At 65.9% G+C, this 25,569-nt stretch carries 19 protein-coding genes and 1 pseudogene; 7 read left to right on the top strand and 13 right to left on the bottom strand.

The window, feature by feature from the left end:
• Positions 1-16: 16 nt before the first annotated feature.
• The gene (locus AB4879_RS20250; protein ID WP_370509531.1) at positions 17-1,702 is read right to left on the bottom strand and encodes an FAD-dependent oxidoreductase; all 1,686 of its coding nucleotides are present in this window, start codon (positions 1,700-1,702) and stop codon (positions 17-19) included.
• 9 nt (positions 1,703-1,711) lie between these two features.
• Positions 1,712-2,623 (bottom strand): annotated as a pseudogene (locus AB4879_RS20255) (aldo/keto reductase); the annotation flags it as partial.
• Between the two features lie 783 nt (positions 2,624-3,406).
• Here AB4879_RS20255 and AB4879_RS20260 point away from each other — a divergent pair.
• Entirely contained in the window at positions 3,407-4,372 is a 966-nt protein-coding gene (locus AB4879_RS20260; protein WP_370509022.1) for an NAD-dependent epimerase/dehydratase family protein, read from the top strand.
• An 8-nt stretch (positions 4,373-4,380) separates the two neighbouring features.
• Here the strand turns inward: AB4879_RS20260 and AB4879_RS20265 are convergent, their stop codons facing one another.
• The 4 genes from AB4879_RS20265 to AB4879_RS20280 are packed head-to-tail and all read right to left on the bottom strand — an operon-like array spanning position 4,381 to position 10,997.
• Positions 4,381-6,117, bottom strand: coding sequence for a hypothetical protein (locus AB4879_RS20265; RefSeq protein ID WP_370509023.1), 1,737 nt, complete (start codon positions 6,115-6,117; stop codon positions 4,381-4,383).
• Positions 6,114-8,045: a hypothetical protein gene (locus AB4879_RS20270; RefSeq protein ID WP_370509532.1), complete on the bottom strand. Its 1,932-nt coding sequence runs from the start codon at positions 8,043-8,045 to the stop codon at positions 6,114-6,116. Before AB4879_RS20270 ends, AB4879_RS20265 begins: the two co-directional genes overlap by 4 nt.
• Before the next feature lie 32 nt (positions 8,046-8,077).
• Positions 8,078-9,505 (bottom strand): glycosyltransferase family 2 protein, encoded by a 1,428-nt coding sequence (locus tag AB4879_RS20275; protein WP_370509024.1) that lies wholly within the window; start codon positions 9,503-9,505, stop codon positions 8,078-8,080.
• On the bottom strand, positions 9,498-10,997 hold the full coding sequence (locus AB4879_RS20280; protein ID WP_370509025.1) for a hypothetical protein: 1,500 nt from the start codon (positions 10,995-10,997) through the stop codon (positions 9,498-9,500). Before AB4879_RS20280 ends, AB4879_RS20275 begins: the two co-directional genes overlap by 8 nt.
• A 232-nt stretch (positions 10,998-11,229) precedes the next feature.
• Between AB4879_RS20280 and pta the strand changes: the two genes are divergently transcribed.
• Positions 11,230-13,314 carry a phosphate acetyltransferase gene (gene pta / locus AB4879_RS20285; protein ID WP_370509026.1) on the top strand — a complete coding sequence of 695 codons (2,085 nt, stop codon included), beginning with the start codon at positions 11,230-11,232 and terminating at the stop codon, positions 13,312-13,314.
• Positions 13,314-14,501, top strand: coding sequence for an acetate kinase (locus tag AB4879_RS20290; RefSeq protein ID WP_370509027.1), 1,188 nt, complete (start codon positions 13,314-13,316; stop codon positions 14,499-14,501). The genes pta and AB4879_RS20290 overlap by 1 nt, the downstream gene beginning before the upstream one ends.
• 8 nt (positions 14,502-14,509) lie before the next feature.
• On the opposite strand, the gene AB4879_RS20295 is transcribed toward AB4879_RS20290, so the two are convergent.
• The 3 genes from AB4879_RS20295 to AB4879_RS20305 all read right to left on the bottom strand — a co-directional run bounded on the left by AB4879_RS20295 (position 14,510) and on the right by AB4879_RS20305 (position 17,904).
• A complete protein-coding gene (locus AB4879_RS20295) occupies positions 14,510-15,865 on the bottom strand; it encodes an alpha/beta hydrolase (RefSeq protein WP_370509028.1) in 1,356 nt (451 codons plus the stop codon).
• A complete protein-coding gene (locus AB4879_RS20300) occupies positions 15,862-17,058 on the bottom strand; it encodes a lipase family protein (protein ID WP_370509030.1) in 1,197 nt (398 codons plus the stop codon). The genes AB4879_RS20295 and AB4879_RS20300 overlap by 4 nt, the downstream gene beginning before the upstream one ends.
• Before the next feature lie 102 nt (positions 17,059-17,160).
• Positions 17,161-17,904 carry a DUF899 domain-containing protein gene (locus AB4879_RS20305; RefSeq protein WP_370509031.1) on the bottom strand — a complete coding sequence of 248 codons (744 nt, stop codon included), beginning with the start codon at positions 17,902-17,904 and terminating at the stop codon, positions 17,161-17,163.
• Positions 17,905-17,985: 81 nt separating this feature from the next.
• Here AB4879_RS20305 and AB4879_RS20310 point away from each other — a divergent pair, with 81 nt between their 5' ends.
• The 3 genes from AB4879_RS20310 to AB4879_RS20320 are packed head-to-tail and all read left to right on the top strand — an operon-like array spanning position 17,986 to position 19,569.
• Positions 17,986-18,321, top strand: a complete 336-nt coding sequence (locus AB4879_RS20310; RefSeq protein WP_370509033.1) for an ArsR/SmtB family transcription factor — start codon at positions 17,986-17,988, stop codon at positions 18,319-18,321.
• Positions 18,318-18,758: an SRPBCC domain-containing protein gene (locus AB4879_RS20315; protein WP_370509034.1), complete on the top strand. Its 441-nt coding sequence runs from the start codon at positions 18,318-18,320 to the stop codon at positions 18,756-18,758. Before AB4879_RS20310 ends, AB4879_RS20315 begins: the two co-directional genes overlap by 4 nt.
• 43 nt (positions 18,759-18,801) lie before the next feature.
• Entirely contained in the window at positions 18,802-19,569 is a 768-nt protein-coding gene (locus tag AB4879_RS20320; RefSeq protein WP_370509036.1) for a cytochrome c oxidase assembly protein, read from the top strand.
• Here the strand turns inward: AB4879_RS20320 and AB4879_RS20325 are convergent.
• The 3 genes from AB4879_RS20325 to glnX form a co-directional block, all read right to left on the bottom strand.
• Positions 19,566-21,821 (bottom strand): serine/threonine-protein kinase PknG, encoded by a 2,256-nt coding sequence (locus AB4879_RS20325; protein ID WP_370509533.1) that lies wholly within the window; start codon positions 21,819-21,821, stop codon positions 19,566-19,568. The genes AB4879_RS20320 and AB4879_RS20325 overlap by 4 nt on opposite strands.
• Positions 21,821-22,789, bottom strand: a complete 969-nt coding sequence (locus AB4879_RS20330; protein ID WP_199189741.1) for a glutamate ABC transporter substrate-binding protein — start codon at positions 22,787-22,789, stop codon at positions 21,821-21,823. Before AB4879_RS20330 ends, AB4879_RS20325 begins: the two co-directional genes overlap by 1 nt.
• A 65-nt stretch (positions 22,790-22,854) precedes the next feature.
• On the bottom strand, positions 22,855-24,174 hold the full coding sequence (glnX, locus tag AB4879_RS20335; protein WP_102805188.1) for a protein kinase G-activating protein GlnX: 1,320 nt from the start codon (positions 24,172-24,174) through the stop codon (positions 22,855-22,857).
• Between the two features lie 151 nt (positions 24,175-24,325).
• On the opposite strand from glnX, the gene AB4879_RS20340 reads away from it, so the two are divergent.
• A complete protein-coding gene (locus AB4879_RS20340; protein WP_199189726.1) occupies positions 24,326-24,907 on the top strand; it encodes an NUDIX hydrolase in 582 nt (193 codons plus the stop codon).
• On the opposite strand, the gene thiE is transcribed toward AB4879_RS20340, so the two are convergent.
• A complete protein-coding gene (gene thiE, locus AB4879_RS20345; RefSeq protein ID WP_370509037.1) occupies positions 24,900-25,559 on the bottom strand; it encodes a thiamine phosphate synthase in 660 nt (219 codons plus the stop codon). The two genes, AB4879_RS20340 and thiE, sit on opposite strands and share 8 nt — an antisense overlap.
• Positions 25,560-25,569 lie beyond the last annotated feature (10 nt).

The following is a 25,569-nucleotide window of genomic DNA, read 5'->3' on the forward strand; positions in this document are numbered from 1 at the left end:
GGAAGCTGGTGATCAGCTAGCTTCCGCCGACGGCCCGAGCATCGGCGAGATGGTCAGCCAACCGGACTCCGAGCGCAATCCCGACCAGTGTCGGGTTGGCCTGACTCGAAGTGGGAAGCACGGAAGTGCTGGCGACGTAAAGCCCGCGAACCCCGTGGACTTGAAGGTCGGAGTCCACGACGCCACCCTCAGGAGTCTCCGACATCCGCGTGGTCCCCGCTTGGTGGTAACCGGCGAACCCGTGCATGAACTCTCGAACCGAAGCCTCGGGATTGTCGGTGAGCCACTCCACATTTCCCGCGCCGCTGGCGCGCAAGTGGGCATCGATGAGATCGATTGCTTTATGCGCACTCTCGTAGTCGGCGTCCGAGAAGTGCATATGCGTCCGGACCTTCCGCATCCCGAGCGCGTCGCGCTCATCGGTGAGTTCGACCCGGCTTTCCCAATGTGGGAGATGTTCGCCGTGGTAGTGAAGCAGGTACCGGTTATCGGCGCTCTTGATGAAGAAGCCCGGGGCCTTGCGGCCCTTGCGGATCAGACGGGCGTAGGAGAACGTCACGGCGAACCGAATCGACGGAATCAGGTCCCGAACGATGTTGCGCGCGTGTGCGAGGATCTGCGGTCGGCCCTCTGTCTTGGTGTGCGCCTCCCGAATCGCCTCCGCGAGCAGGAAACGGCCGACCGGGGAGATCAGGGTCAGGTAGACCCCTGAAAGAATCCCACTGCCGTGGCCCGGGTCGCTGATCGGTGGGTTGACCAACCAGGTTGCGGCATTGGGTATTCCAAGCTCGCGCTGCAGCTGGGGGCTGACCGTGAACCGTCGACGGACATAGACACCGTCGCGGTCGCGCTCGTGCTCGTAGATGACGTCGTCGGTGTTGAATTTCACGCGCGCGAATCGGCCCTCGACATGTGCCATGTACCAACGTCCGAGGTGCCCACCTGCGTTGCCCAGGCCTGCCGGATGATGCCGGTCTGATGCCAGCAGCAGCCGGGTCGCCTCCACGCCGCCGGTCGCGATCACGTAGTCGTTCGCGACGACCTTGCCCGCCTTGCCGTCGAGTGTCTTGACGACGAGGTGGTCGACGACGTCGCCGGTCTCTGCGGTCACGATCTCGGTGCATGTCAACCCGGTCCACAGGGTCAGTGAGGGAGCGTCGTGCAGGGCATCCCGGTACTCACGCCCGAAGCGTGTGGGCAACGCCCACCTTTCGAGGTCGGTCGTACGTACGTCACCGTCAGGAAGCCCGGCGACCAAGTCGCGGTGGGCGAGTTCGGGAACGTCGCGCGCGTTGAAGGCGGCCTGGCCGCATTGCGCCCAGTCACAGGCGCGTTGCATATAGGGCTCGACGTCGGCAGAGGTGATCGGCCACGGCGCCATCGCGGTCAGCGGCCTGTCCTCGAAGTCGATCGGGTCGAACGCAACGCACCGGCCGCCCCATAAAGCGGACGCACCGCCCAGCGCACGGCGGACGGTCAAATCGCTACGGGCATGGAAGACGTCGTCTTGACGCGAGTCGAACGACGCCAACTTCTGGGCGGTGTCATCGGTGCGTTCCAGGCCGCTTTCGATGAGTGCCACCTCGACACCCGATTTCGCGAGCTCCAGCGCGGTCGAGATACCGATCGGGCCGGCGCCGACGACAACGACGTCCGTCTTGATCGTCGTGCCCGCAGTGAAATCCTCGGTCCTGCGAACCATCCGGCCGCTTTGCCGGAACTCCTCGGCGAGTTCGAGAAACCGGGCCAACGTCTCGGCGTCGTACGGTGAGGCGACGGCGTTAGCCGCTTCGGTGACGCGCGCAGGATCTGTGGTGCTGTAGAGAATCGCGCGGGAATCCGTTGCGCTGGTGGCCGATCCGAGGATGAGCTTCGCCAGCACCCCGGGAGCGAGCGGATCGACCTGCAGGGCGTCGCGCCAGTGGTCCGCCATCCGGGTATCGGCCCGCAACGAGGCGGAAATCATCGCCAGCGGCCGGTTCAAAACACCGAACGCGATATCCGCCGGGCGCGGCGCGGGATGCAGGACGTCGCTGCGAAGCTGGTTCACCGCTTCGGGCCCGAACGGCCCGGCGAAATCGACGTCGAGGTCCTCGTCCTGAGACACCCCCCAGGCACGGATCTTGCCCTGCTGACGAGCGGCCTCGAAGAACTCGCGGAGCTCATCGGTGGCGACGGCGTCCATCTGCCGCGGGCCGTGCACGAACAGAATGTCCACGTAATCGACGCCCAGCGCTGCGAGGCTTTGGTCGAGGCTGCGGGCGGCCACGGTCGCGTCATACGCGCGAGGGATCGGGGCCGGCGCCTGGCGGCTCTTGACGGCCGCCCGCAGAGCGGGCGCTTTTCGTAGAAGCGCTCGTGCCGGAGCCTGAAACCGGGCGAGCCGGCTGGACATGCCGCCGATCTCAATGCCGAACTTGGTGCCGATGGTGACGCTATCTCGGTCGATGGTGCGCAAGAACGCGCCGAGCTCAGCTTCCGCCATCCCTAGTCCGTACATACGCGCGGTGTCGAAATGGGTCATCCCGCTGTCGACTGCGCTGCCCAGAACGGCCATCCGCTCCTTGTGGGAGGGCGATTGCATCAATCCACCGCATCCGAAGCCGACCACGCTCACGGCCAGCTGCGATCCTGGGAGTTCAATCCGCCCTAACACCCAGCCCCCGTATGTCCGGCGAAACGCCCCGTCGCCACCGCGGATACATCTCCGTAGGCTATGAGCACAGCCGGGTCTGGCGCAATCTTTTGTCCGGTGTGCCGCCGTCAGGGTTGCTACGAACGGTCTGCGGTTCAGCAGTGGTGAGGGTCGCGGCACGGCTTCTGGCTGGCCAGTTCGGTCCAGCGCTCGGCGCGTTTTGGTCCTGGTTTGCGCGGCTAAGGAATTTGCGGGTGGTCGTTCTTCGCCAAGCGTCGGCGGCAGGCTTATCCGGCGGGTTGGCACTGTGAAATATCCTGGTGCCCAAATGCTTCCAGCGCGTAGAGCCGTCACGAAGGTGTGGAGAACCAATCGTCCACCACCGTCTGCACTGAACGAGGTCATCATGCAGCGACGCCGGCGCTGTCTGTGCGCGGTTCGTATCGGGTGCTTTCGGTGCTCGCGGCGATGGGCCGGTGATATGCTCCGCTTCGCACTGGGGCCAGTCTTGGGGGTGAGCGTTGGGCGATCACTTGGAGTCCCTTCGTGGGCGACGACTCGGCCCGCAATGCGGTATGCCTGAATGGCCTTCTTCGCGTGAAAAGTGAAGCCAGCGAGCGCTTTCGATATCTGGCCGGAAGGGCCGGGTTAGCCGTCCTAACGTTGAAGTCGGATCCTGAAAGTTGAGTTGTCAAGCGATGCGAAGGCGAATGATTCCATGCTGGTGACCAAAGGTCGATGCATGACCACACTGTTCGGATCGGTTCTACGATGACGGCTGACAATGCGGTAATAGTCACGGGCAGTGCGGGTTTCATCGGCAGTGCGCTGGTGTCGCGCCTGCGGGAGATGGGCCGCCCCGTCATCGGGATCGACCGTGCCGCCGAGCCGGGCGCCGACTCGTTGCGTCTGGACCTGACCACCATCACCGCAGCTGACCTACCTCGGCCATGCCCACCGACGATCGTGCACCTTGCCGCGCTGTCCAAGGAACCCGGATTTCCGTGGCGGGACTACTTCGCCAACAACGCCGAGGCGACGCGCCGGCTGTGCCGGGCCGCCGATGAAGCGGGCGTGCAGAACATCGTTTTCACCAGTTCGATGATGGCCTTCGCTGCCGGTCCCTGGCGTCGAAGCGAGAGTGATTTCGGCGACGCCAACACCGCTTATGGCGCCAGCAAGCTGCAGGCAGAGGAGATCTTGCGGACGTGGCAGGCCGCGAAACCAGGACGGCGCCTGCGCATCGTGCGTCCAGGTGTGGTGTTCGGCCCTGGCGACACAGGCAATATGCGGCGGCTGATCCGCGGCCTGAGTAAAGGGCGCTTCGCGTACATCGGTCGCGATGACACGGTGAAAAGCTGTATCTACCTGAAGGATATGGTTCGGCTGCTCGTCCTGCTCACCGAAGACGACGGGCCGCACGATACCTACCACGCCGTCTATCCGCAGCCGACCACGATCCACGATCACGTCGACGCCATCAATGCGGCCTGGGGATGGGACCGCCACCCGCGAACTGTTCCGTATCGTTTCGCCCTGGCGGCCGCCTCACCGTTCGCGGTGGTCGATCCGACGGGGGCGCGTTTCGGCCTGCATCCCAGGCGTATTCAGAAATTGCAGTTCGACACCAACATCAGCTCGGAGCGTCTCGCCGATATCGGATTCACCGCTCAGTATTCACTTCACGACGCTTTCGCGGATTGGCGCCGAGACTGCGGCGGTGGTTTGCCGCAGTGAGGTGTGTCTCAGCGCGGTGGTTTGACGGGCTCGACGGCGGAGACCGGTAGGGGTGCTCCGGGCGTGCTGACCGGATCGATGGGCTTGCCGATCACCTCGTAGACGCGGAACATCTCGTCGCTGGTCACGCCGTCCGCCGAATAGATCAGTCTGGCGATACCCGCACCGGTAGACCACAGGTCCGGGTATCGGCGGTTGATCGCGTCGGGGATGTTGAGCCGGGGATTGGTCGCCACGATGTAGCGGATTCCCATGTCCCACGGGCGATTCAAGGCGGCTGAGAAATCGTAGTCACTGGTGATGACGAACTGTTTCGGGTGGTCCGAGGACAGCCAGACCCCCCATGCCAAAAAGGTGTCCATCAACACCGCGCCGTCCGGAAGCTTTTTCGCGTCGAGCCAGGCGGCCAGTTGTCGCTCACTGACCAGGCGCCTGCGTGCGGACTGCTTCTCCGGCGGATGGCCGACCGGATCGACGAGAGAGATGAAGCTGGATTCCAGCTGCCCGTATGCGATGTCCTCGTTGACGACCAGCGGCGTCGTCACCGGGATCGCCACCACCACCGACGCGGTGAGCAAGGCGGCAGCGGCTTGGGTGGAACGCATGTCCGCCGTGCTGCGGGCAGCTCCCGGCCGTGCCGACGCCCAACAGGCAACGGCGATGCAGACCACCATCGGGATAGCCAGCAGATAAAAGCGGAACCAGCCGAAAGTCATCGAAAGGTGTTGTGCCACTGCGGCGAAGGTCAGGGTGGCGCCTAGGACTGCCACCGGGACGACGGCGCTGACCTGTCTGCGGAACACTGCGACCAGCACCGCCATCGCAACGGCGATCCCGGTCAGAGGTTGCATGCCGAAGAGGCGTGAGGCGACGACCAGCCATCCGGAACCGGGGTCACCGCGCCCGACATGCGCCAACCGCTGGGCCACCTGGCTGCTGTTGCCGTACTGCGAGGAGAAGGTGGCGAACAGTTCCCCGTTGATGATCCAGCCGGTGACTGCCCAGATGATGATGGTAACGGCGATCGGGAATCCGATGATGCCCAGGTTGAGGACCGTGGACTGGAGGCGGTCGGAATCGCGTGAGCGGTGCCAGGTGACCACACCCACCAACAGTGCGGCACCGGCGGCTGCCGGGACCACCTCGTAGCGGGTGAGATATCCACAGCCCAAGGCGATGCCGGCCCAGGCCAGGTCGCCGACCCGCTCGCCGTCGCACCACCGCATCAGGTGACGTACAGCCCACACCAGGCAGAACATTTCAGCGGCCTCGCTCAGACCAGAGCCGCCGTACAGGATGATCATCGGGTGCAGGGCCACAGCGCCGACCGCGACCCACCGCCACCCCGTCGGGAGCCCGCGGTCGAGCGCGATACCCCGGACCATCAGGGCGGCACCGGCCATGAATAGCGAACTCTGGATGACTCCGGCGATTCCGTAGTACTTCAGCGCGGGCCACCAGTGGCTCAGTGCAACGAAGGGTATGTCGACCATGCTGGGCAGCGGATTCCAGACGAACCCGATGGCCGACAGGTGTGGATCGCGTGCATAGATTGCAAAGCCGGCGTTGGCCACCCGGTTGGGCGCATCCGGTTCGAAGATGTTGTACCGCAGCACCAGAACGGTGCCGATCACACAGTAGAGCGCCGTGAGAGCGGTGAAGAGCAGCAACCCCGGCCAGCGCGGCCTCCTCGGCGCGGACTGGTCGGGGTCGGCCTGGATCGGCGCGACTACAACTGTGGTCACAGCTCAGGGCTGGTGGGGGTGCGCCTGCGTAGCCGGATCACCAGAACTGTCGCGGCGATGACGATCGCGGCGACGCCGATGCCGAGACTGAGCCACGCCCACCATTTCCAGGCCGGGCTGGGATGGGGCTGGCGAGCCATCGGGCCGCCCTCGTTGATGGACATGTTCACCGTGCGGCCCTGCGGTCCGGTCGCGACCACATCACCGACCACTGAGGCCCAACGACTCGGCAGGCCGCGGATGTAGTCGAACGACGCGTCGACCAGCGACCAGTCGCCGGTAGCCGAGATGGCCAGCACCGTACGGTTGTTGGAGGTGAACGCCTGAATGGCGCCGACCTGGCCGTTGATGTTGAGATCCGTGGTGGGGTCGCCGTTGACGCCGACGTCGCTTGCTCCGTTGGGAACCAGTGGTGCCTTCATCCCTGCTTTGGACATCGCGGCGCCGCTGGTGACAGCCAGCAATCCGGTGCCGGAACTGGCCGCTTGTCCGAAGGTCGTCACCTTCGGACGCAAGGTCACCGACGTCTGCTGCGCCATCAGATTGATGGCCTGCGCGGCGTACCTGATGTATTCGGGGCTGTCGAGTGCCACGTTGAAGTCAGGGGTGAATGCCATGGGCAGCACCGGGAATCCGCCCCGGTTATTGGTACCCGGCGTGACAGCGACGGTCGACTGCCCGTCCAACGCGAACGTCATGCGGTCATTGAGGGGAGCGCACTCCTGCTGCGGAATGTAGCGAAGCTCCAACGCGAGTCCGACGTTCGACGCGATCTCCTCCGGAGGGATCACGCCGGTGATGTCCAATGTGCCCGAATTGTCCAGTCTGTGGGTGGCCAAAACCGTTGATCCCGAACGGATCAACACCGACGCCTGGCCGCTGCCGACCGGGGTGTACTTGGCCATCAGGTGGACGCTGGCGCTGCTGATCGGACCCGCGCCAAAGGCGCTGACGTCGAAACCGGCATAAATGGTCGTGACCCCGAGGACCGACGCCTGGCCGTTGACGCCGAGCTGGTCAAAGGTCTTGGTGTTGCTCGACAGCGTGGTGTCATCCCTCGACGACAACACAACGGCTGCCGGGGCCTGGGCCAAATTCGTTCTCTGGTCGACGAATAGCTGCACCTGTCGAGCCAGGGTCTGCCCGGTGCCGCTGATCACCAGCGTGGCTGCCGGGGTGCCGGCGTTCTCGACGATCACCCCTGGCTGGCTGTTGTCACGGATGTCGATCACCCGCACGGTGGGCTCCGGCGCGGGTGCGATATCCAGGGTGGTGACGTCGATACGGACCGGCATCGGACGGTACTTCTTGGTCAGCCGTGCCACCAAGTCCAGTGCCGCCTGCTGCTGAACGTAGGTCGGGTTCGGGCCCACATTGATCAGGATCTTGTCCAGAAAGCTCGGCAGGTAGTCGGCCACCGATGCCGGGTCGGTCGGCGGGCCGGCGAACGAACTGGCGAGCTGGCTGATCGAAAGTGCCGGTATCTGAGTGCAATTGTTGACGTTTTGGTTGTTGTCACGGATGACGAAGCTCAGCTTGGCCATGCCGTTGGCGACGAGAGCTGGGCTGATGTCGATTTCGAACGGTACGGTCGTCGCGTCGGCCGGCACCGGGATGGTGCCGAGCACCATCCCGCGGTCGTCGAGAACGTCGACCCGTCCGCTGACCACGTTGACGACCGCGCCGATGATGCCACTGAGCGTCGTCGGCACCGTGCCGGCCGGTACCGGGATCGCGGTCTCGCTGGGTTGATTGGCTCCCAGTAGATCGATCCTGTCCGGCAACCCCAGCTGGGGCCACCCGATCAACCGCGGGGGATCGGGTGCGGGTTCGGTGGCGATCACCTCGACCACGTCACCGTCCGGGTCTGCCGATGCCGGCGCGCGCGCGCTGCCCAGCATCGGTGCGGCAAGCAGAACCGACACCATACCCACGGTGCCGAGTCGGGCGAAAAATGCTCTCACGAAAGGTTTCCCGTCGACTCAGGAACAGTGTGCGTGTGGGACAGCCCGTGGACGGTCTTCTCCCAGAAACACGGTTTGGTCACCAGCTGGTAGAGCGCCTTCACCGCCGCGATCGATTGCAGGAACCAGTAGAGCGGGACCAGCGCAGCCGCCCACCACAGGTGCGGTTTGCCCAAGGCCTGCGCGACGATGAGGCCGACGAAGATCGACATCGGCGCGCCGATGAGGAGGAGAATCAGACACACGTAATAGGTCATCGGTGGGAACACGACCTCGACTGCGTGGGGCCGGCCCAACATCCACGTCGCCAGAATGAACCAGAACAGCAGATTGCACGCGGCGGTCAGCGGCACACCGCCGGTCATGTTGATGAGGCGCCAGGTGCCCTTCAACCCGATCTCTCTGCGCAGTGCCGCGGGATTACGCAGATGAACGAGCATGGTCTGCAAGTAGCCCTTGTACCAGCGCGAGCGTTGCCGAATCCAGTTCACCACATCGGAATTCGCTTCTTCCAACGTCACCGAGTCCAGGATCCGGGTTCGGTAGCCGCAGCGGGCCAGCCGAACACCGAGATCGGCGTCTTCGGTCACGTTGTACTCGTCCCACCCACCGATCTCGCGCCATACGTCGGCGCGCATGTGATTGGAGGTGCCGCCGAGTGGCACGACGCAGCGGGCCCGTTCCACCGCGGGCAGCACGACGCCGAACCATTGGTCGTACTCCAACGAGAAGAATCGGGTCAGCAGATTCTGCCGCTCGTTGAAATAGCCGAGTCGGGCCTGCAAGCATCCGACTTCGGCGGGGGTCTGCCGAAACGCGGCGACGGCCCGACGAAGCTGTAGTGGGTCGGGGATGTCCTCGGCGTCGTAGATGGTCATCAGTTCACCGTGAAGCCCAGGCGTCGCCATGCCGTAGTTGCAGGCCTTCGGCTTCGTCTTCGGCATGCTGTGCGGAACGATGATGACCCTGATCGACGTGAGATTCGCGTCGAGCAAGGCCATCTGGGTCGGCAGATCGTCTTCCTCGACCAACAGCAGGATTTCCAGCTTGTCCCTGGGGTAGTCGAGGCGGCCCACCCCGTTCAGAAGATTGGCGACGATGGTGGGCTCGTCATAGACGGGCAGCAGGACGGTGTAGACCGGCAACTCGTCATCGGTGAGGGCCCGCGCCTCTTCGTCAGGGATCCGGATGAGTGCCGATGAGCGAATCCCGCGCAGCAGAAGATAATTCCGGTCGATGCTTGACATCAGATAGAACGCCGCGATCAGCGCGGTCAAGGTTGGTGCGACAGCGTAAGGAAACATGACGCCGCCGGTGATCAGGGCGGCGATCACAACACCGCATGCGGTCAGGGTGCGTGCACCGAGGAGATTGTGGGCCGAGAACCGCGGATGCAGTTTCGCGGGTTGCAGGGTTTCAGTCACGTCTGCGGGGGCCTCCGGGGTAGGCAGTGTCGGAAACTCCGGTGATCGCAGCCACCAGCGTGGCGGCGCGCTGACTCACCAGCGGATCGACGTGATCGAGGCCCTGCGGCCGCTGACGCGTCAGCCACAGCCACGAACCCACGGACGCGTCGAGCGCGTCGGGCGGCTGAGGTGCGGGCGGTGCCTGATCACCCGACAGTGACTGGCTGACGATCACGGTCACCCGCTGGAAGCGTGAGCCGGCGCGTTCGGTCCAGGTCAACGCATACCAGTCCACGCCGCGGGCATCCGCTGCGGCGTCGGCGTCACTATGCAGCGATCGGGTGCCGGCCGGAATTCCCTTGGCGGCGGCCACCGGCCGGTAGCTCACGGGCCGGGTGGTCGGATACCAGATGACATCGGCGAGGTCGTCCAGAACGGCCTCGCTGGGTGCTGACAGCACGTCCACCGCGGCGGTCGGCATGCCTTTTGCTGCCGGCACGGCATACCGGACCAGTGTGGAGTCGGGCCCGGCGAACTTGGTGACGAAGTCATAGGACGACACGGGGGACAGCCCGCTTCGTGCCGCCCAGTCCGTCGGGACCGTCCGCAGGGCTGCCGCCTCGTGCGGGTGCAACCCCGCGACGGCCAGTATCGCCGTGCCGACGGCGAGCAAGCCCACCGTTCGCGCGGAACGGTGGGGCATCCCCGCGCTGATCGGGTGTTCGGTGGGATCTGCGGATCGGCGGCTCGGCGCCAGCCGTGCACCCGTCACCGACAGGGCGGGAATGACTCCGGCGACGACGATGATCGTTGGCAGAAACCAGGAGGCGCAGCCGAATACGAGGGGAGAGCTTGCCGCGAGGCTGATGGCTGTGGCGGCTCCCCGACGATGCGTGGGCAGGGTCCGGGTGGCGAGGTAAACCGCGACGGCACCGATCGCGGCGGCGACAACGGCGCCGGCCGTGGGGGTCCCGCCCAAGGCGGCCGTCGCTGTCAGGTAGGGCACCGGTGTGGCGACGCAAGCCAGGAAGAGCCACAGCGACCACATCGTCAGCGCATGACGCATTCCGAACAAGATGACGACACAGCACACGGCCCACACCAGGACCGTCAGGGACTCCAGGCGCCACCACGCCGACAGTGTCGGCATCCGGCCGATCAACAGATAGATGGCCGCCAGCCCGAGAATGCCGATCAACGTGGCCACGATCCAGTCCGATTCACCGTCGCCGACCCCGGGTGAGGTGCTGCGGTACCCGGCGGCGATCAGAAGAGCCAGGACAGGCAGCACGACCAGATACGCGGCGCGCGAGCCGGCGAGCGCATCGGCGAAGTTGTGTGCGTAGCTGGATGCGTACGCGACCAGGCAGAGCAGTGCCACCGCTGTGCCACGAGTCAACACGCCGAGACCGGTTGGCCGGTCCGGGGCGTCAGTCGAAATATCGTCTGGCAGTTCGGTGTCGGTGACTGGCCGCGGCCCGACGGTGGCCGTCACATCGATGTTTGGCATCTATCCATCCGGTGTCCAAATGATGTTGCAGCAGCTAACTTGCGTTTGCATGATCGCTTACGGCAGATGTGGGCAGTTGATGAATCATGGGCACAACTAGGAAAAAGTTACGTCGTCAACAATTACAGCAAACATTCGATACATCGCTGATAAACCCAGGCCAGTGTGGTGTAACTCACGTTTGGGCTGTGCGCGGAGGGTGCGGCGGGTACGAAGCCGCAGTGGATGCGCAATGCTGAAGACCGTGACCGCCGCGCGCACCACCACGTCGATCTACATAGCCTCCCCCGAAGGCGACACCGGGAAATCCACCGTCGCACTCGGCATCCTGCACCGGTTGACGGCGATGGTGCCGAGGGCCGGAGTGTTCCGTCCGATCACCCGGCGGGAGAACCGCGACTACATCCTGGAGTTGTTGCTGGCGCACAGCAACGCCGGCCTGACATACGACGAATGCGTCGGGGTGACCTACCAGCGGTTGCACGCGGATCCGGACGGCGCGATCGCGGACATCGTCGACCGGTATCACGAGGTGGCGGCCCGCTGCGATGCGGTGGTGATTGTCGGATCTGACTACACCGACGTGGCGACCCCGACCGAGCTGAGTGTCAACGCGCGGATAGCGGCCAACCTCGGAGCCCCGGTGCTGCTGTCGGTGCGCGCCCGGGATCGCTCCCCGGCGGAGGTCGCCGAGGTCATCACGCTGTGCCTGGCCGAGCTGGCTGCGCAGCACGCACACACCGCCGCGGTGGTGGCCAACCGCGCCGACCCGGCCAGACTCCGCGCGGTGGCCGACGCATGCGCGAACCTGGGCCCACGCGTGTACGTCATCCCGGAGGAGCCGCTTCTGGTAGCGCCCACCGTCGCGGATCTGAGCCACGCCGTGGACGGCATTCTGGTGCACGGTGACGGGTCGCTGCTCGGTCGCGAGGTGATGGGTGTGCTGGTGGCGGGCATGACCGCTGAGCACTGCCTGGAGCGCCTCACCGAGGGCGTGGCCGTCATCACGCCGGGCGATCGATCCGACGTGGTCCTGGCCGTCACCAGTGCGCATGCGGCCGAGGGGTTCCCGTCGCTGTCGGCGGTCATTCTCAACGGCGGGCTGGCGCTGCACCGTTCGATCGCCGAACTGGTGACCGGGCTCGGTCTGCGGTTACCGATCATCGCCACCGAGCTCGGCACCTTCGAGACGGCCAGCGCGGTGGCAGGAACGCGCGGGCGGGTCACCGCCACATCGCAGCGCAAGATCGACACCGCGATCACGCTGATGGAGCGCTTCGTCGACATCGACGAGCTACAGAACCGGCTCAGCCTGCCCATCCCGACGGTGACCACCCCGCAGATGTTCACCTATCAGCTGATGGAGCGGGCCAGAGCTGACCGTAAGCGCATCGTGCTGCCCGAGGGGGACGACGACCGCATCCTGCGGGCGGCCGGACGGTTGTTACTGCGCGGTGTCGCCGATCTGACCATCCTCGGCGAAGAGGCTCAAGTGCGTTCCCGCGCAGCAGAATTGGGTGTCGATCTGACGGCAGCGATTGTCATGGATCCGCGCACCAGTGAGCTGTGTGACGAGTTCGCCGAACAGTACGCCGAGCTCCGCAAGAAGAAAGGCGTCACGCTGGAGCAAGCGCGCGAGATCATGCACGACGTGTCGTACTTCGGAACAATGCTGGTGCACAACGGAATCGTCGACGGGATGGTTTCCGGCGCGGCGCACACCACCGCGCACACTGTTCGGCCGGCCTTCGAGATCATCAAAACCCAACCGGATGTCTCGACGGTCTCGAGCATCTTCTTGATGTGCCTGTCCGACCGGGTGCTGGCCTACGGCGACTGCGCGATCGTGCCGGATCCGACCGCGGAGGAACTCGCCGACATCGCGATCAGTTCGGCGCGCACGGCCGCGCAGTTCGGTATCGATCCTCGAGTGGCCATGCTGTCGTACTCCACCGGAGACTCGGGCAGCGGCAGCGGTGTGGAGAAGGTCAGGGCCGCCACCGAGCTGGTCCGATCGCGGGCGCCAGAGCTGTTGGTGGAGGGGCCGATTCAATACGACGCTGCCGTCGACCCGACCGTTGCCGCGGCCAAGATGCCCGGCTCCGAGGTGGCCGGGAGTGCGACCGTACTGATCTTCCCCGACCTCAACACCGGCAACAACACCTATAAAGCGGTCCAGCGCAGCGCCGGTGCCATCGCGATCGGCCCGGTGCTGCAAGGGCTCAACAAACCCGTCAACGACTTGTCCCGCGGCGCGCTCGTCGAGGATATTGTCAACACCGTGGCGATCACCGCGATCCAGGCGCAGGGGCTGTGATGGCCGATACCGTTCTGGTGCTCAACTCCGGGTCGTCATCATTGAAATACCAGTTGGTGCAACCGGATACCGGCACATCGCTGGCATCTGGGCTCGTCGAGCGGATCGGTGAGGAGACGTCGACCGCGACATTGAAGTGGGGCAGTGAAGAGACCCGCCGTGACGGCCGGATCGCCGATCACGAGGCGGCGCTGCGCACCACGTTCGACCTGTTCGCCGAATCCGGCCGGCACTTGGACGATCTGGGGCTCATCGCCGTCGGGCATCGGGTCGTCCACGGCGGCCAGGAGCTGTACCGTCCCACCCTCGTCGACGATGCGGTGATCACCAAGCTGAAGGAGCTCGCAGCGCTGGCTCCTCTGCACAACCCGCCGGCCGTCCTCGGTATCGAGGTCGCCCGCCGAGTGTTGCCCGACCTGCCACACATCGCGGTCTTCGACACCGCGTTCTTCCATGATCTGCCATCCGCTGCGGCCACATACGCGATGGACCGGGAATTGGCGCAACGCTGGGATATTCGCCGCTACGGCTTTCACGGGACGTCGCATCAGTACGTCAGCCAACAGGCCGCACAGTTCCTCGACGCACCGATCGAATCTCTCAACCAGATCGTGCTGCACCTGGGTAACGGCGCGTCGGCGTCGGCCATTGCCGGCGGCCGGCCGGTCGACACCTCGATGGGACTCACGCCGATGGAGGGGCTGGTGATGGGGACCCGCTCGGGCGACATCGACCCCGGCGTTCTCATCTATCTCTGGCGGACGGCGGGTATGAGCGTCGAAGAGATCGAGACCATGCTCAATCGGCACTCTGGAATGTATGGCCTCGGCGGTGAGATCGACTTCCGGGTGGTGCATCAGCGGATCGAATCCGGCGACGAGGCAGCGCAATTGGCCTACGAGGTCTACATCCACCGGTTGCGTAAGTACATCGGCGCCTACCTGGCCGTCCTGGGGCACACCGATGTGGTGACGTTCACCGCTGGTGTGGGTGAAAACGACGCACAGGTGCGGCGCGATGCGTTGACCGGGCTGGCGCCGCTCGGCATCGAACTCGACGAGCACCTCAACGACAGCCCCGCCCGGGGTGCGCGACGGATCTCGGCCGACAAGTCACCGACGACCGTGCTGGTGATTCCGACCAACGAGGAGCTGGCGATCGCCCAAGGCTGCCTTTCGGTGGTCTGAACGTCGAGCTAGCTGGCGCCGGGCATCGGGATCGGCTTGACGCCGGGGGTCCCGATCTTGCCTGCCAGCCAGGGCAGCACGTCGGCGAAGGCGTGACCCGCTCCCTGGAAATCATGGGACGATTTGTGGGCGACCACCGCGCACTCGATGCCGTAGCTGCTCATCAGCGAACACATGGCGTGTGCGATGTCGGCGTGGTTTTCGGAGTTGGTATCCCATTCGGCAGGCGTCGCGGGCGGGGTGTCGGAGTGCTCGCCTGGCCGGTACTCCGGTTTGGTATCGGACGACACCGAGAACCATGCCGACATCCCGGTGTAGGGACCGTGCCGGATGATGGCCGATCTTGGGTCGAATTGCTCCCAAGCCGATTCGTCGCCGCCGAACAGCCGGGCGATGGTCTGCTCACGGGTTCCGGCGTTGGGTCCCAGTTGCCCGTCCACACTCACAACCGCGCTGAACACATCCGGGTGCAGGACCGCGAGCATCACGGCGCAGGTGCCGCCCGACGACCATCCGGCGACTCCCCAGTTTTCCGCCTTGGGGCTCACACCGAAAGTCGAAATCACATACGGAACCACATCTTTGATGAGGTGATCGGCGGCGTTGCCGCGGGGGCCGTTGACGCATTCGGTGTCGGTGCTGAACGTCCCGCCCACGTCGGGAAAGACCATCACCGGCGCGTTGCCGTGGTGCCGTGCCGTGAACTCGTCGAGTGTCTTGAGCGCATCGGCCGACCGCAGCCAGTCGTCGGGCCGGCCGAACTGCCCGCCGAACATCATCACCGCAGGGAGCTGGGGCGGGGGCGAGGTCGCGAACCAGGCCGGCGGAAGGTAGACGTACTCCTGACGGTGTTGGAAGCCCGACGCCGTATCGGGAGTCGTCACTTTGACGACGACACCCTGGGTAGGCCGGGCCCCCTGGCGCTGCATGTCGGCCAGGGTCGCCTGGTCGATGAAGCGCGGCGATTCGGTTCCGGTGAGCCGATCCCAGGCGGATTGCACGGTCGGGAAGTAACCGGTCCAGGTGTTGAGCCCCAGCGCCACGCAGAGCAGACAGAGCGGAACGGCCACGATCGCCGCACTCCTGCGCGGCCACCCCGCGCCGCGCCAGCCGAAGATCAACACGACGATGGCTGTGCCAAGCCCGACGATCCACACCCAGAACGTGGCGGGCGCGGGATCTTCGGACAAACCTTGGTTGTGGATGAACCAGAACGTCAGTCCGGCGCAGATGCCGCCCACGATCAGCGCGACGGGAAGCCAGAGTCGAAGCCACCGTGGCGATCTGCGCCCGATCGCCGCCAACAGCACGGCTGCGGCGACAACTTGAGCGGCGATCACCACCCAACCAGTTAGCAAGCTCACGACGTGCGGCCTTCGCAATCATTGGGTGCCGGAACGGAATTGACTCGCTGGTTCATCCAGTCCAACGCCTCCGCCATGTCGAGCTGGTCGGGGGCGTCGCCGGGTAGGCGACGAATGGTGATGATGTCGCCCATTTTGCAGGCACGATCTAGCGCGCCGTCAGTCCACGCCGCTGGTGTCGCCGGATCCTGGTCGCCGTAGATCACCAGCATCGGCGCCTGGGTCGGACCCTGGGGCAGGCTGCTCTTCTTCAGAAAGCCTTGGAGGGTGGTCGCGGCAGCGGGGGAGTGCGGTTTCAGGTCGTCGGGAGTGATCTGACTCGCAATCGTGGCGCGCTCGGCAAGGCCTGCGGGATCACACGCCAGCAGTGCGTCCCACTTCTGCGCGACAATGCCGCTGCGGTAGTCGTCGAGATTGAAATCGTTGAAATACGAATTCTTCACACCGGCGAGAAATGCTTGGAGGTCGAGTTGTTGCTGGCTGTTGAGTGTGCCCGCTTCGGCCGCGTCGGCCAGGCCGGTGATGTCGGCTGCCGGGGAGATGGCGACCGCGCCGAGCAATGTCATGCTCCAGCCCTGGTTCGCAGCGAGTTCATTGGCGGCCCATGCTGCCTGCCCGCCTTGGCCGATTCCGAGGGTGAGCCAGGACGTCGAAGCAGGACTCTTGGCCTGTTCCATCAGCTTGCGTGCAGCGCGCACCGAATCGATCAGGTTGTAGCCGACGGTCGTCGAATCGAGGAAGGGATGGTAGGAGTCGAAATCCTTCCGATCCCGAATCTTGTCGAGGCTACCGAGTCCCTGGTAGTCCGACACCACCACCGGGTAGCCGGCTTGCAGCAGCTGCGTCACCACGGCCGACGAGTTGCCCAGGGTCGGCGAGGTGGACGGTCCACAGCCAGGCTGCGTCCCGCTCGCGGGATGGCCGAACGCGACGATCCGCCACCCTCCTTCTGGCGGAGCCACCTTGGGGGCTAGCAAGATTGCAGTGACGTGGGATCCGTTGTCGTTGATCCCCGATCGAGACATGTACACGAAACGCTGTGCCCAGCCGACGACCGATTGCAGTGACGGATCGAGATCCGTTGCCCCTTCGCTAGAGATGACATCGCCGTAAGTCTCCGACGGGGGAGGCGTCGTAGACGTGGGCTGCGGGGGCCGGCCACCACATCCCGCGCCGAGAAGAGCGGCGATCATCAGTATCGACAGTGTCTTCGCGGCTGGTATTCGTCGCACAGAGCTGGATGGTAGTGGGTGCCTTGGGTGAGACTTCCGTAACCGACCGAATCGGCAGGCGTTCTAACGGGCGGGCCGGGGGTCTCTCGGGTCGTCCGGGTCGGGGTCGCCAAACCAGCGCGACGGCGTGTGATCGGGGTAGCTGTCGTGCCAGCTCCACCATTCGTAGGGCTTGGTCTGCGGATACCCGGAGGGCGAGTCTTCCCAGGTCTCCTGGCGGCCCAGCGCGGTCATGTCGAGGAAATGCCAGGTGTTGACGAAGATCTCGTCGCCTCGGCTGTCGATGAAGTACGTCCGGTAGATCTGGTCGCCGTCGCGGATGAATGCATTGGTGCCGTGCCATTGATCGACTCCGAAGTCGACGTCGAAGGCGTTGTCCCGGCCGGGCAGCATCGTGTACCACGGGATGTCCCAGCCCATCCGGGCCTTGATCCGCGTGATATCGGCTTGTGTGCCCCGTGATGCGTAGACCAGCGTGGTGTCCCGCGCGTTGAGATGCGCGAGGTTACCGATGTGGTCAGCCATCAACGAGCATCCGACGCACCCGTGGTCGGGCCAACCGTGGACACCCGGATCGAGGAAGGCGCGGTAGACGATCAGCTGCTTTCTGCCGTCGAACAGGTCGAGCAGGCTGATCGTGCCGTCCGGCCCGTCGAACGCATAGTTCTTCTCGACCGGTGTCCACGGCATGCGCCTGCGCAGTGCGGCCAGCGCGTCGCGGGCGCGCGTCAATTCCTTTTCCTTTTCCAGCATTTGGTTGCGGGCGGCGTCCCACTCGGGTGCCGACACGATGTCAGGTATCTGCACAGTTGCTCCTTGCGAATCATTCAACAAAGTAGTTGAGTATCTGCCTTCAGGGAACCACGGGGAGCGGCTATAGTCAACAAGATGGTTGAAGATCAGGTCTTGGACCGGGCCTACGCCGCCCTGGCCGATCCGACGCGCCGCCACCTGATCGAGGTGTTGCGGCAAGGCGATGCGCGGATCACCGACCTTGCCGCCCCACTGCCGATGACGTTCGCCGGAGTGTCGCGCCATGTCGGGGTGCTGGAAGCGGCCGGCCTGATCCAGCGGGAGGTCCGCGGCCGCGAACACTGGGTCTCGTTGCGTCCGGAAGGGCTCACGGCTGCCCAACATTGGATCGATGAACAGACCCGGTTCTGGTCGACCCGTGCTGATGCGCTGGCCGCACGGCTGCGCCGCAAGAAGGCCGATGAGCGATGAGTGAGACCGTGACCGTCGTCGTCTCGCGCGTCATGCCCGCCCTGCCCGCGGAGGTGTTCGACGAGTGGCTCGATCCGGAAGCGCTGCAGGAATGGATGTGCCCGAACCCGGTGCGCGTGGTCGAGGTCACCGTAAACCCTCGCGTCGGCGGAACGGTGCGCTTCGATGTCGACGATTCCGGCACCCGGGTGCTCATCAGCGGACAGTTCCTGACCATCGACCGCCCGCGTCTGCTGAGGTTCACCTGGAGCAACTCGAATTGGGAGGATCCCTCTCAGGTGAGCATCGTCGACGTGACGTTCGAGCCGGTCGGCGCGGACGAGACGTTGATGTCGATCGAGCACTCGCTGCTGCCGGCAAGCGAATTCGACTCGTTCCACAGCGGTTGGATCGACACCTTCGCCCAGCTCGCGGCCAGGCTCGCTTCGCCGCGCTGAGCGCACAGTCGATCCCCAGCTGACCGGTTTAGCGTCAGCAGCTGTGGTTCGCTGGTCATGTTTGGTGCTGGGCATAACCGTGTGGGCGTTGGCCACGTTCAGCCCCATCGGTCAGTACGCGCCGCTGCTGTTCTGGGTACGCGCGTTGCAGGTACTGCTGCTGTTGTTCGTCGCACCGTTCCTGCTGGCATCAGCGCGCCCGATCGCATGGTTGTGCGCGCTCTCGGCGCCTACGGGGCGGGTCGTGGACCGAGTGCTGAGTTCGAGAGTCATGCGGGTGGCGCTGTCGCCGTTGACGACGTCAGCCGCCATGCTGGCCACACCGTGGCTGCTGTACCTGACCCCCTGGTATGTCGCCTCGATGACCGGACCGCTGGCGGCGATAACTCGAGTGCTGCTGGTGCTCGTCGGATTCGGGTACTTCTACACCCGCTTGCAGATCGATCCGGTACCGCGACGGTTCTCCCCGCTGCTGTCCATCGCCATCAGTGTCGTGGAGTCCTTGGCCGATGGTCTGCTCGGCATCGTGCTCTGGCTCGGGCCGCTCATCGCCGTCGACTACTACGCTGCGCTGCAGCGTGATTGGGGACCGAGCCTACGGACCGACCAGTCCATCGGCGCGGGCATCCTATGGATCGTCGGTGATGTGCTGAGCATTCCGTTCGTGGTCGCGCTGATGCGTCAGCTCGGTACCGACGAGCGCCGGAAGGCCAAGCGGGCGGACGCCGAACTCGACGAGGCGGCCGCGGACGGGCCGTCGACGCTGTGGTGGGAGAACGACCCTGCGCTGCGCGATCGCTTCTCGCGCTAGAACGTGCTGGTGGGCCTGACGTTGTTGGCCATGTCGACCAGCGCGTAGCGGTGCGCCTGACTGGTCGCCACCCGCGCCAGGCTGCGCAGTGACGCCTCCACGCCAAGACGCAAACCGTGCTCGGTGAACGGAAAACCGAGAATGTGGTTGGTGCTGGCGGTGTTCCCGCTCATCCAGTCCATCGCCGTGCCCAACACCAGTGCGCGGATCTGCAGCACGCGCGGTTCGGAATCGGGCAGTGCCTCGACCCGGTGCGCGGCATCGCGAATTTGCTCCTCGGACAGCTCATGAGCTGACCGACCCGACAGCAGCGTCACCGCGCTGGTCAACCGGGCTGTGGTGAAATGCCGTGATGCAGCGGGGACTTCGTCGAGTGTTCGGACAGCGGCTTCGCGATCGCCCTCCACCGAGAGGGCTCGCGCCAGGCCGAACGCGGCCGAGATGGAGTTGTTGTCGGTGTGCCAGACAGTTCGGTAGAACGGCAGCTCGTCGGAGGTGGCGGCCAACTCGGCCGTTGCCGCCAAAGCCAGCTTGGGCGCGAGTTCGCCCGGGAAGATGTCCAGTACCTCGGTGAAATGCTTTGTCGCCGAGTCGTAGTCGCCGGTGAGTAGCTCGGAGACGGCCTTGAACCAGATCAGCCGCCAGCGCCAGCCCACCCGCTCGGCCAGGTCGTCGAGCTTGCGGTTGGCCTTCGCGACGTCGCCCAGGTCGAGCAGTGCGCGGACCTCCATCAGCGGCAATTCGATCGACTCCGTGAGGTCGATCCCTTCGGAGTCGAGAACGCCGTGCCGGGCCGCGCGCAGGGAGTCCAGCGTCTGAACCGGCTGCGACAGCACCGTCGCGGACAGCACCGTCGCGGCGATGTCGGTGGGATCCACCAGGGGAACCGGCAGGGCGGTGACGATCTCGGCGGCCGTCAGCTTCTCGGCGTGGGCCAGACCGTCGAGGTACACGTCGGTGTGCGCCACCAGAAGTTCCACCCCGAACGCCGCTCGGGTTCGGGTGAAGACGTTCGACAAGCCCGGCCTTGGCACACCGGTGTCCTCGGCGACCACCTCACGCAGAACACCCAGCAGCTGTGACGACATCTCCTCGGCGCTGGCGAACCGGCGGCGCGGATCCGGGTCGATCGCCCGGCGCAACAGCCGCGCGAACGAGTCGTACTTCTTGAGCACCGGGTCGTCTTCGGGCAGCCCATCGACATAGCGGCCCTTGCGGGTTCGCAGGTTCAGCGTCAATGCCGCCAGGGTGCGGCCCACCGTGTAGATGTCGCTGGCGACGGTCGGCCCGGTCCGGACGATCTCGGGTGCCTGATAGCCGGGCGTGCCGTAGAGGTACCCGAACGAGTTGATCCGCGACACCGCGCCGAGGTCGATCAGCTTGAGCTGCTCCTCGGTCACCATCACGTTCTCCGGCTTGAGGTCGTTGTAGCACAAGCCGATCGAATGCAGATAGCCGAGCGCCGGCAGGATCTCCAGCACGTAGGCGATGGCTTCGGACACCGGAAGCTTCTCGCCCTTGGGCACTTTGAGCGACTTTCCGCCGACGTACTCCATCACGATGTAGCCGACGGGTTCGCCGTGAGAGTCGGGGTGCTCGACGAAGTTGAAGATCTTGACGATCGACGGGTGGACCACCTCGGCCAGGAATTGGCGCTCGGCCATCGCGATCGCCTGCGCCTCGGCGTCTCCGGAATGCACGAGGCCCTTGAGCACCACCGGCCGCTCGTTCACGTTGTGGTCGACGGCCAGATAAACCCAACCCAGGCCGCCGTGCGCCACACATCCCTTGATTTCGTACTGGTCGGCGACCATGTCCCCGGGGACAAGCTGCGGCACAAATGAATACGGGCTGTTGCAGTGCGGACACCAACCCTCCGACGGCGCCTCACTGTCCTCGGTCGAGCGGCCCACCGGACGCCCGCAGTTCCAGCAGAACCGCTTCGCCTCGGCGACAACGGGATTGACCATCAACGCCTTGAGCGGGTCGATCTCGGGATACCGGGGAATCTCCACCAGACCGCCGCCGAGACGCCGGGTCGGCGACAGCTTGCGAGCCACGGTGGGGTGATGCATGGCCTCCGGTTCGGTGCCCACGCTGCCCATCGAGTCGTCGTCGTCCTCGAACTGCGGCCGATAGATCGCCTGGGTGGCCATCGGCCGCACCGTCGAGGCCGAATCCATGGCGAAGTCGTCGAACGACGCGGGCTGTGTTCCGACGTCGACGTCTGGCTGATCGGAGGCGGCGGCCATCAGTCCAGGTACCTCGGCGTCGGGGGAGCGGGCGCGGGTCCCAGTACCGTCAACCACTTGCGGTACAGCGTGTTCCACGTTCCGTCGCGGCGGATCCGCTCCAAGGTCCCGTTGACGAATCGCACCAGCCCGGTGTTGGCCAGGTTGATCCCGATGCCGTACGGCTCCTGGGCCATATTCGGTCCGATGATGTGCAGATACGGATCCTGGGCCACCAGGCCCGCCAGGATGGAGTCATCGGTGCTGATCGCGTCGACCTCGCGCTGCTGCAACGCGACCAGGCAATCCGCCCAGCTCACCACGGTCACGATGATCGGCGGCGGCGCGATCTGACGCACCCGGTCCAGCGACGTGGTGCCGCTGGCGACGCACACCCGCCGTCCGGACAGGTCGGAGGCCTGCGAGATGGCCGACTCGCGTGGAGCCAGAATGCGTTGGTAGGCCATGAAATACGCGGTCGAGAAGTTCACCTGCTTGCGGCGCTCGCAGGTGATCGTCATGGTCTTGACCACGATGTCGACGGTGTTGTTCTGCAGCGCCGTGATCCGGTCGGCCGACGACAGGATGCGGTACTCCACGGCCGACGGTGTGCCGAAGATGTCACGGGCGACCTCGCCGGCGATGTCGACGTCGAACCCGGTGATCTCGCCGGTGATCGGATCGCGGAAGGAGAACAGGTTGCTGCCGACGTCGAGCCCGACGATCAGCCGGCCGCGGGCACGAATGCCGGCGACCGCCGCGTTGGCCTCGGCCTTGGTGGGGAAGGGCCGCAGACTGGCGGTGCGGTCACAGGAGTTCTCCGACGGGTCGGGACGCAGCGGCGGTTCCGGTGCGAGCTCCTGCATCCCCGCCGGCGTCGGCGGGGCCAGCGTCGGCACCGGCGGCGCCCCGATGTACTCCGTTTTGCCGCAGCCGCTGAGCACGGTCGCCGCGGCGATCGCTACGCAGAGCAACCGGCGCATCCGCATCGTCGGCCGTTTGTTCTTCGCGCGGGCGCTCATCAGCGGCCGTCTGTTCTTCGCGCGGGCGCTCATCACCGGTACTCGCTGAGCCGAGGCCACAGGCCGAGCGCCACCGACACCGCCGCGCCGACCGAGAGCACCACTCCGCCGACGGTAGTGCCCGACAGCACCCGGCGAGCCGACAGGATGTCGTTGCGCAGTTGGTTGCGGCTCTGCCGGATACCGCTCGACAGCGCCGCGTCCAGCTTGTCGAATGCCGGTGTCGAGTCGTCCTCACCGGTGCCCAGCGCCACCTGTGTCGCCGCCTGGTAGTTGCCGACCGAGATGTAGGCGTTGATCCGCTCGTCGGCCTGCCGCCACTTGGTCAGCAAGCCGTCGGCATCGGCCAGGTCGTCCTTGGCGATGGCGTCCTTGCGGGCGAGGTATTCGGTGAGCTGTGTGTGCATGGCTTCGACGCGTTGGTAGTAGGAGCGCTTGCGGACGTCTTCGTCTCCCCGCCGGATCAGCGACAGCGTCTCGTCGGCGCGAGCCTGCTGGGCGGTGATCGCCAGGCTAGTCACAGTTTTCAGCGACTCGGCCGCGGTGTTCTTCGCAGCCCGGCTGCCTGCGGTGGAGATGAGCAGCGCCGAGCCCACCCAGATGATCATCACCACGATCGCCAGACCACCTGCGATCAGGCCGACGTTCACCCGACGTTTGGTGCGATCGGCTAGCCACCGGTGACCGAACGCCCCGAACAACAGCGTCACCGCGACCACCATGATCACCGGCGCTGGGACGCGGGTGGAGGCCGTGGTTTCGGCGTCGACCCGCGCCGAGGTCTGCTCGTACAGCCGCTGCGCGTCCGGCAGGATCTGCTGCTGCATCAGGGCCGAGGCCTCCGAGAGATAGGACGAGCCGACCGGATTGCCCATCCGGTTGTTGGTCCGGGCGGTTTCGATCAGGCCGGTGTACACAGCCAGCTGGGCGTTGATCCGGCCGAGCAGCTGCACCAGGGGCTCGTCGGTGAGGCCGCTCGACGCGCGGGTCACCGCCACAGCGGCATCGGTGATGGCCTGCTCGTAGCGCTGCCGCACGGCGCGCGGCTCGGAGCCGGCGATGAACGCGGTCGCCGCGGCGGCGTCGGCCACCGAGAGCGTGGTGTAGAGCTGGCCGGCGGCGAAGGACAGCGGCTCGGTGTGGTTGAGGACGGCGGTCAGCTGCGTTTGCCGGTCGGTGATCGTCGTCGAGGTGGCGAACGCGCTGAGGATCCCGAGCGTGGCGAGGATGACGCCGAGGGTCAGGATGCGCCCGGGCGTGGTGCGGACGAACCACCACCGGGGGTGAGCGGGCGGCACCGTCGACCGCTGACCCAACGGCTCGGTCGACGGGTGCGCCAGCTCAACGGTCACGTTTGCGGACCTCATTCCGTGTTGTCCGGATCCACTGCTGCCCTTTGCCGGGGGGCCCGGCACGCTTTCTGAGACAATCCTAAGAGGTGCTGTGACGGATGGGGCGGGATCGACCGACCTAAGTCCGGCGTGGCGTGCTTATCCTGAACGCGTGCGCGGGGATGGCGACGGTTGGGTGGTGTCGGATACCGGCACGCCCTATTGGGGACGGCACGGCGCCGCGGGGTTGTTGCTGCGGGCGCCTCGCGCCGACGGTACCCCCGCCGTGCTGCTTCAGCATCGGGCCCCGTGGAGTCACCAGGGCGGCACCTGGGCGCTGCCCGGCGGCGCCCGCGACAGCCACGAGACCCCCGAGCAGGCCGCGGTGCGGGAGGCCCACGAGGAAGCCGGCCTGCTCGCCGAGCACGTCCAGGTCCGAGCGACCGTGGTGACGGCGGAGGTCGTCGGTGCCGGGGGCGCGCAGTGGAGTTACACCACCGTCGTCGCCGACGCCCCCGAACTGCTCAGCACAGTCGCGAACCGGGAGAGCTCCGAATTGCGCTGGGTGGCCGAGGACGAGGTGATCGAGCTGCCGCTGCACCCCGGGTTCGCCGCCAGCTGGGAACGGTTACGCATCACGACCATGCTGAGCGCCCACGAGCACGAGGAATGCCTGCAGCCGGTGCCGCACACCGTGGAGATCCGGGCCGGGGTGTTCGGTTGGTGCACCTCGGCGGCCGCCGAGGTCAGCTAAGCGCCGCCCGCAGTCGCTCGGCGGCGGCCTTCGGGTCGTCGGCCCCGGTGATAGCCCGCACCACCACAATTCGGGTCGCGCCGGCCTCGAGCACCTCCGGCAGACGCGCCTCGTCGATCCCGCCGATTGCGAACCACGGCTTGGCCGACCCCATGGCGGCGACGTCGCGTACCAGATCCAGGCCGGGTGCGGGCCGGCCCGGTTTGGTCGGCGTCGGCCAGCACGGCCCGACGCAGAAATAGTCGACGTCCTCGGTGAGCGCGCCGGCGGCCTCGCCGATCTGATGGGTGGAACGGCCGATCAGAGCCTGCGGGGCGACGTCGCGGGCCACGGCCAGCGGCAGGTCGTCCTGACCCAGGTGCAGGATGTCGGCGTGCGCCGCGCGGGCGATGTCGGCGCGGTCATTGACCGCCACCAGCGCGCTGTGCCGGTGCGCGGCCTCGGTCAGGATGTCCAGTGCGGCCAGCTCGTCGCGGGCCTCCAGCGGCCCGAACTGTTGCTCGCCGGGGGAACCCTTGTCGCGAAGCTGGATGATGTCGACGCCGCCGGCCAGCGCCGCCTCGGCGAACTCGGCCAGGTCACCGCGTTCGCGGCGGGCATCGGTGCACAGGTACAGCCGTGCCGTCGCCAGCCTGGAGTGAGGTTCGTGCACACCGCGACGG

Origin of the sequence: Mycobacterium sp. SA01 (assembly GCF_041287105.1) — a bacterium.
Lineage (GTDB): Bacteria > Actinomycetota > Actinomycetes > Mycobacteriales > Mycobacteriaceae > Mycobacterium.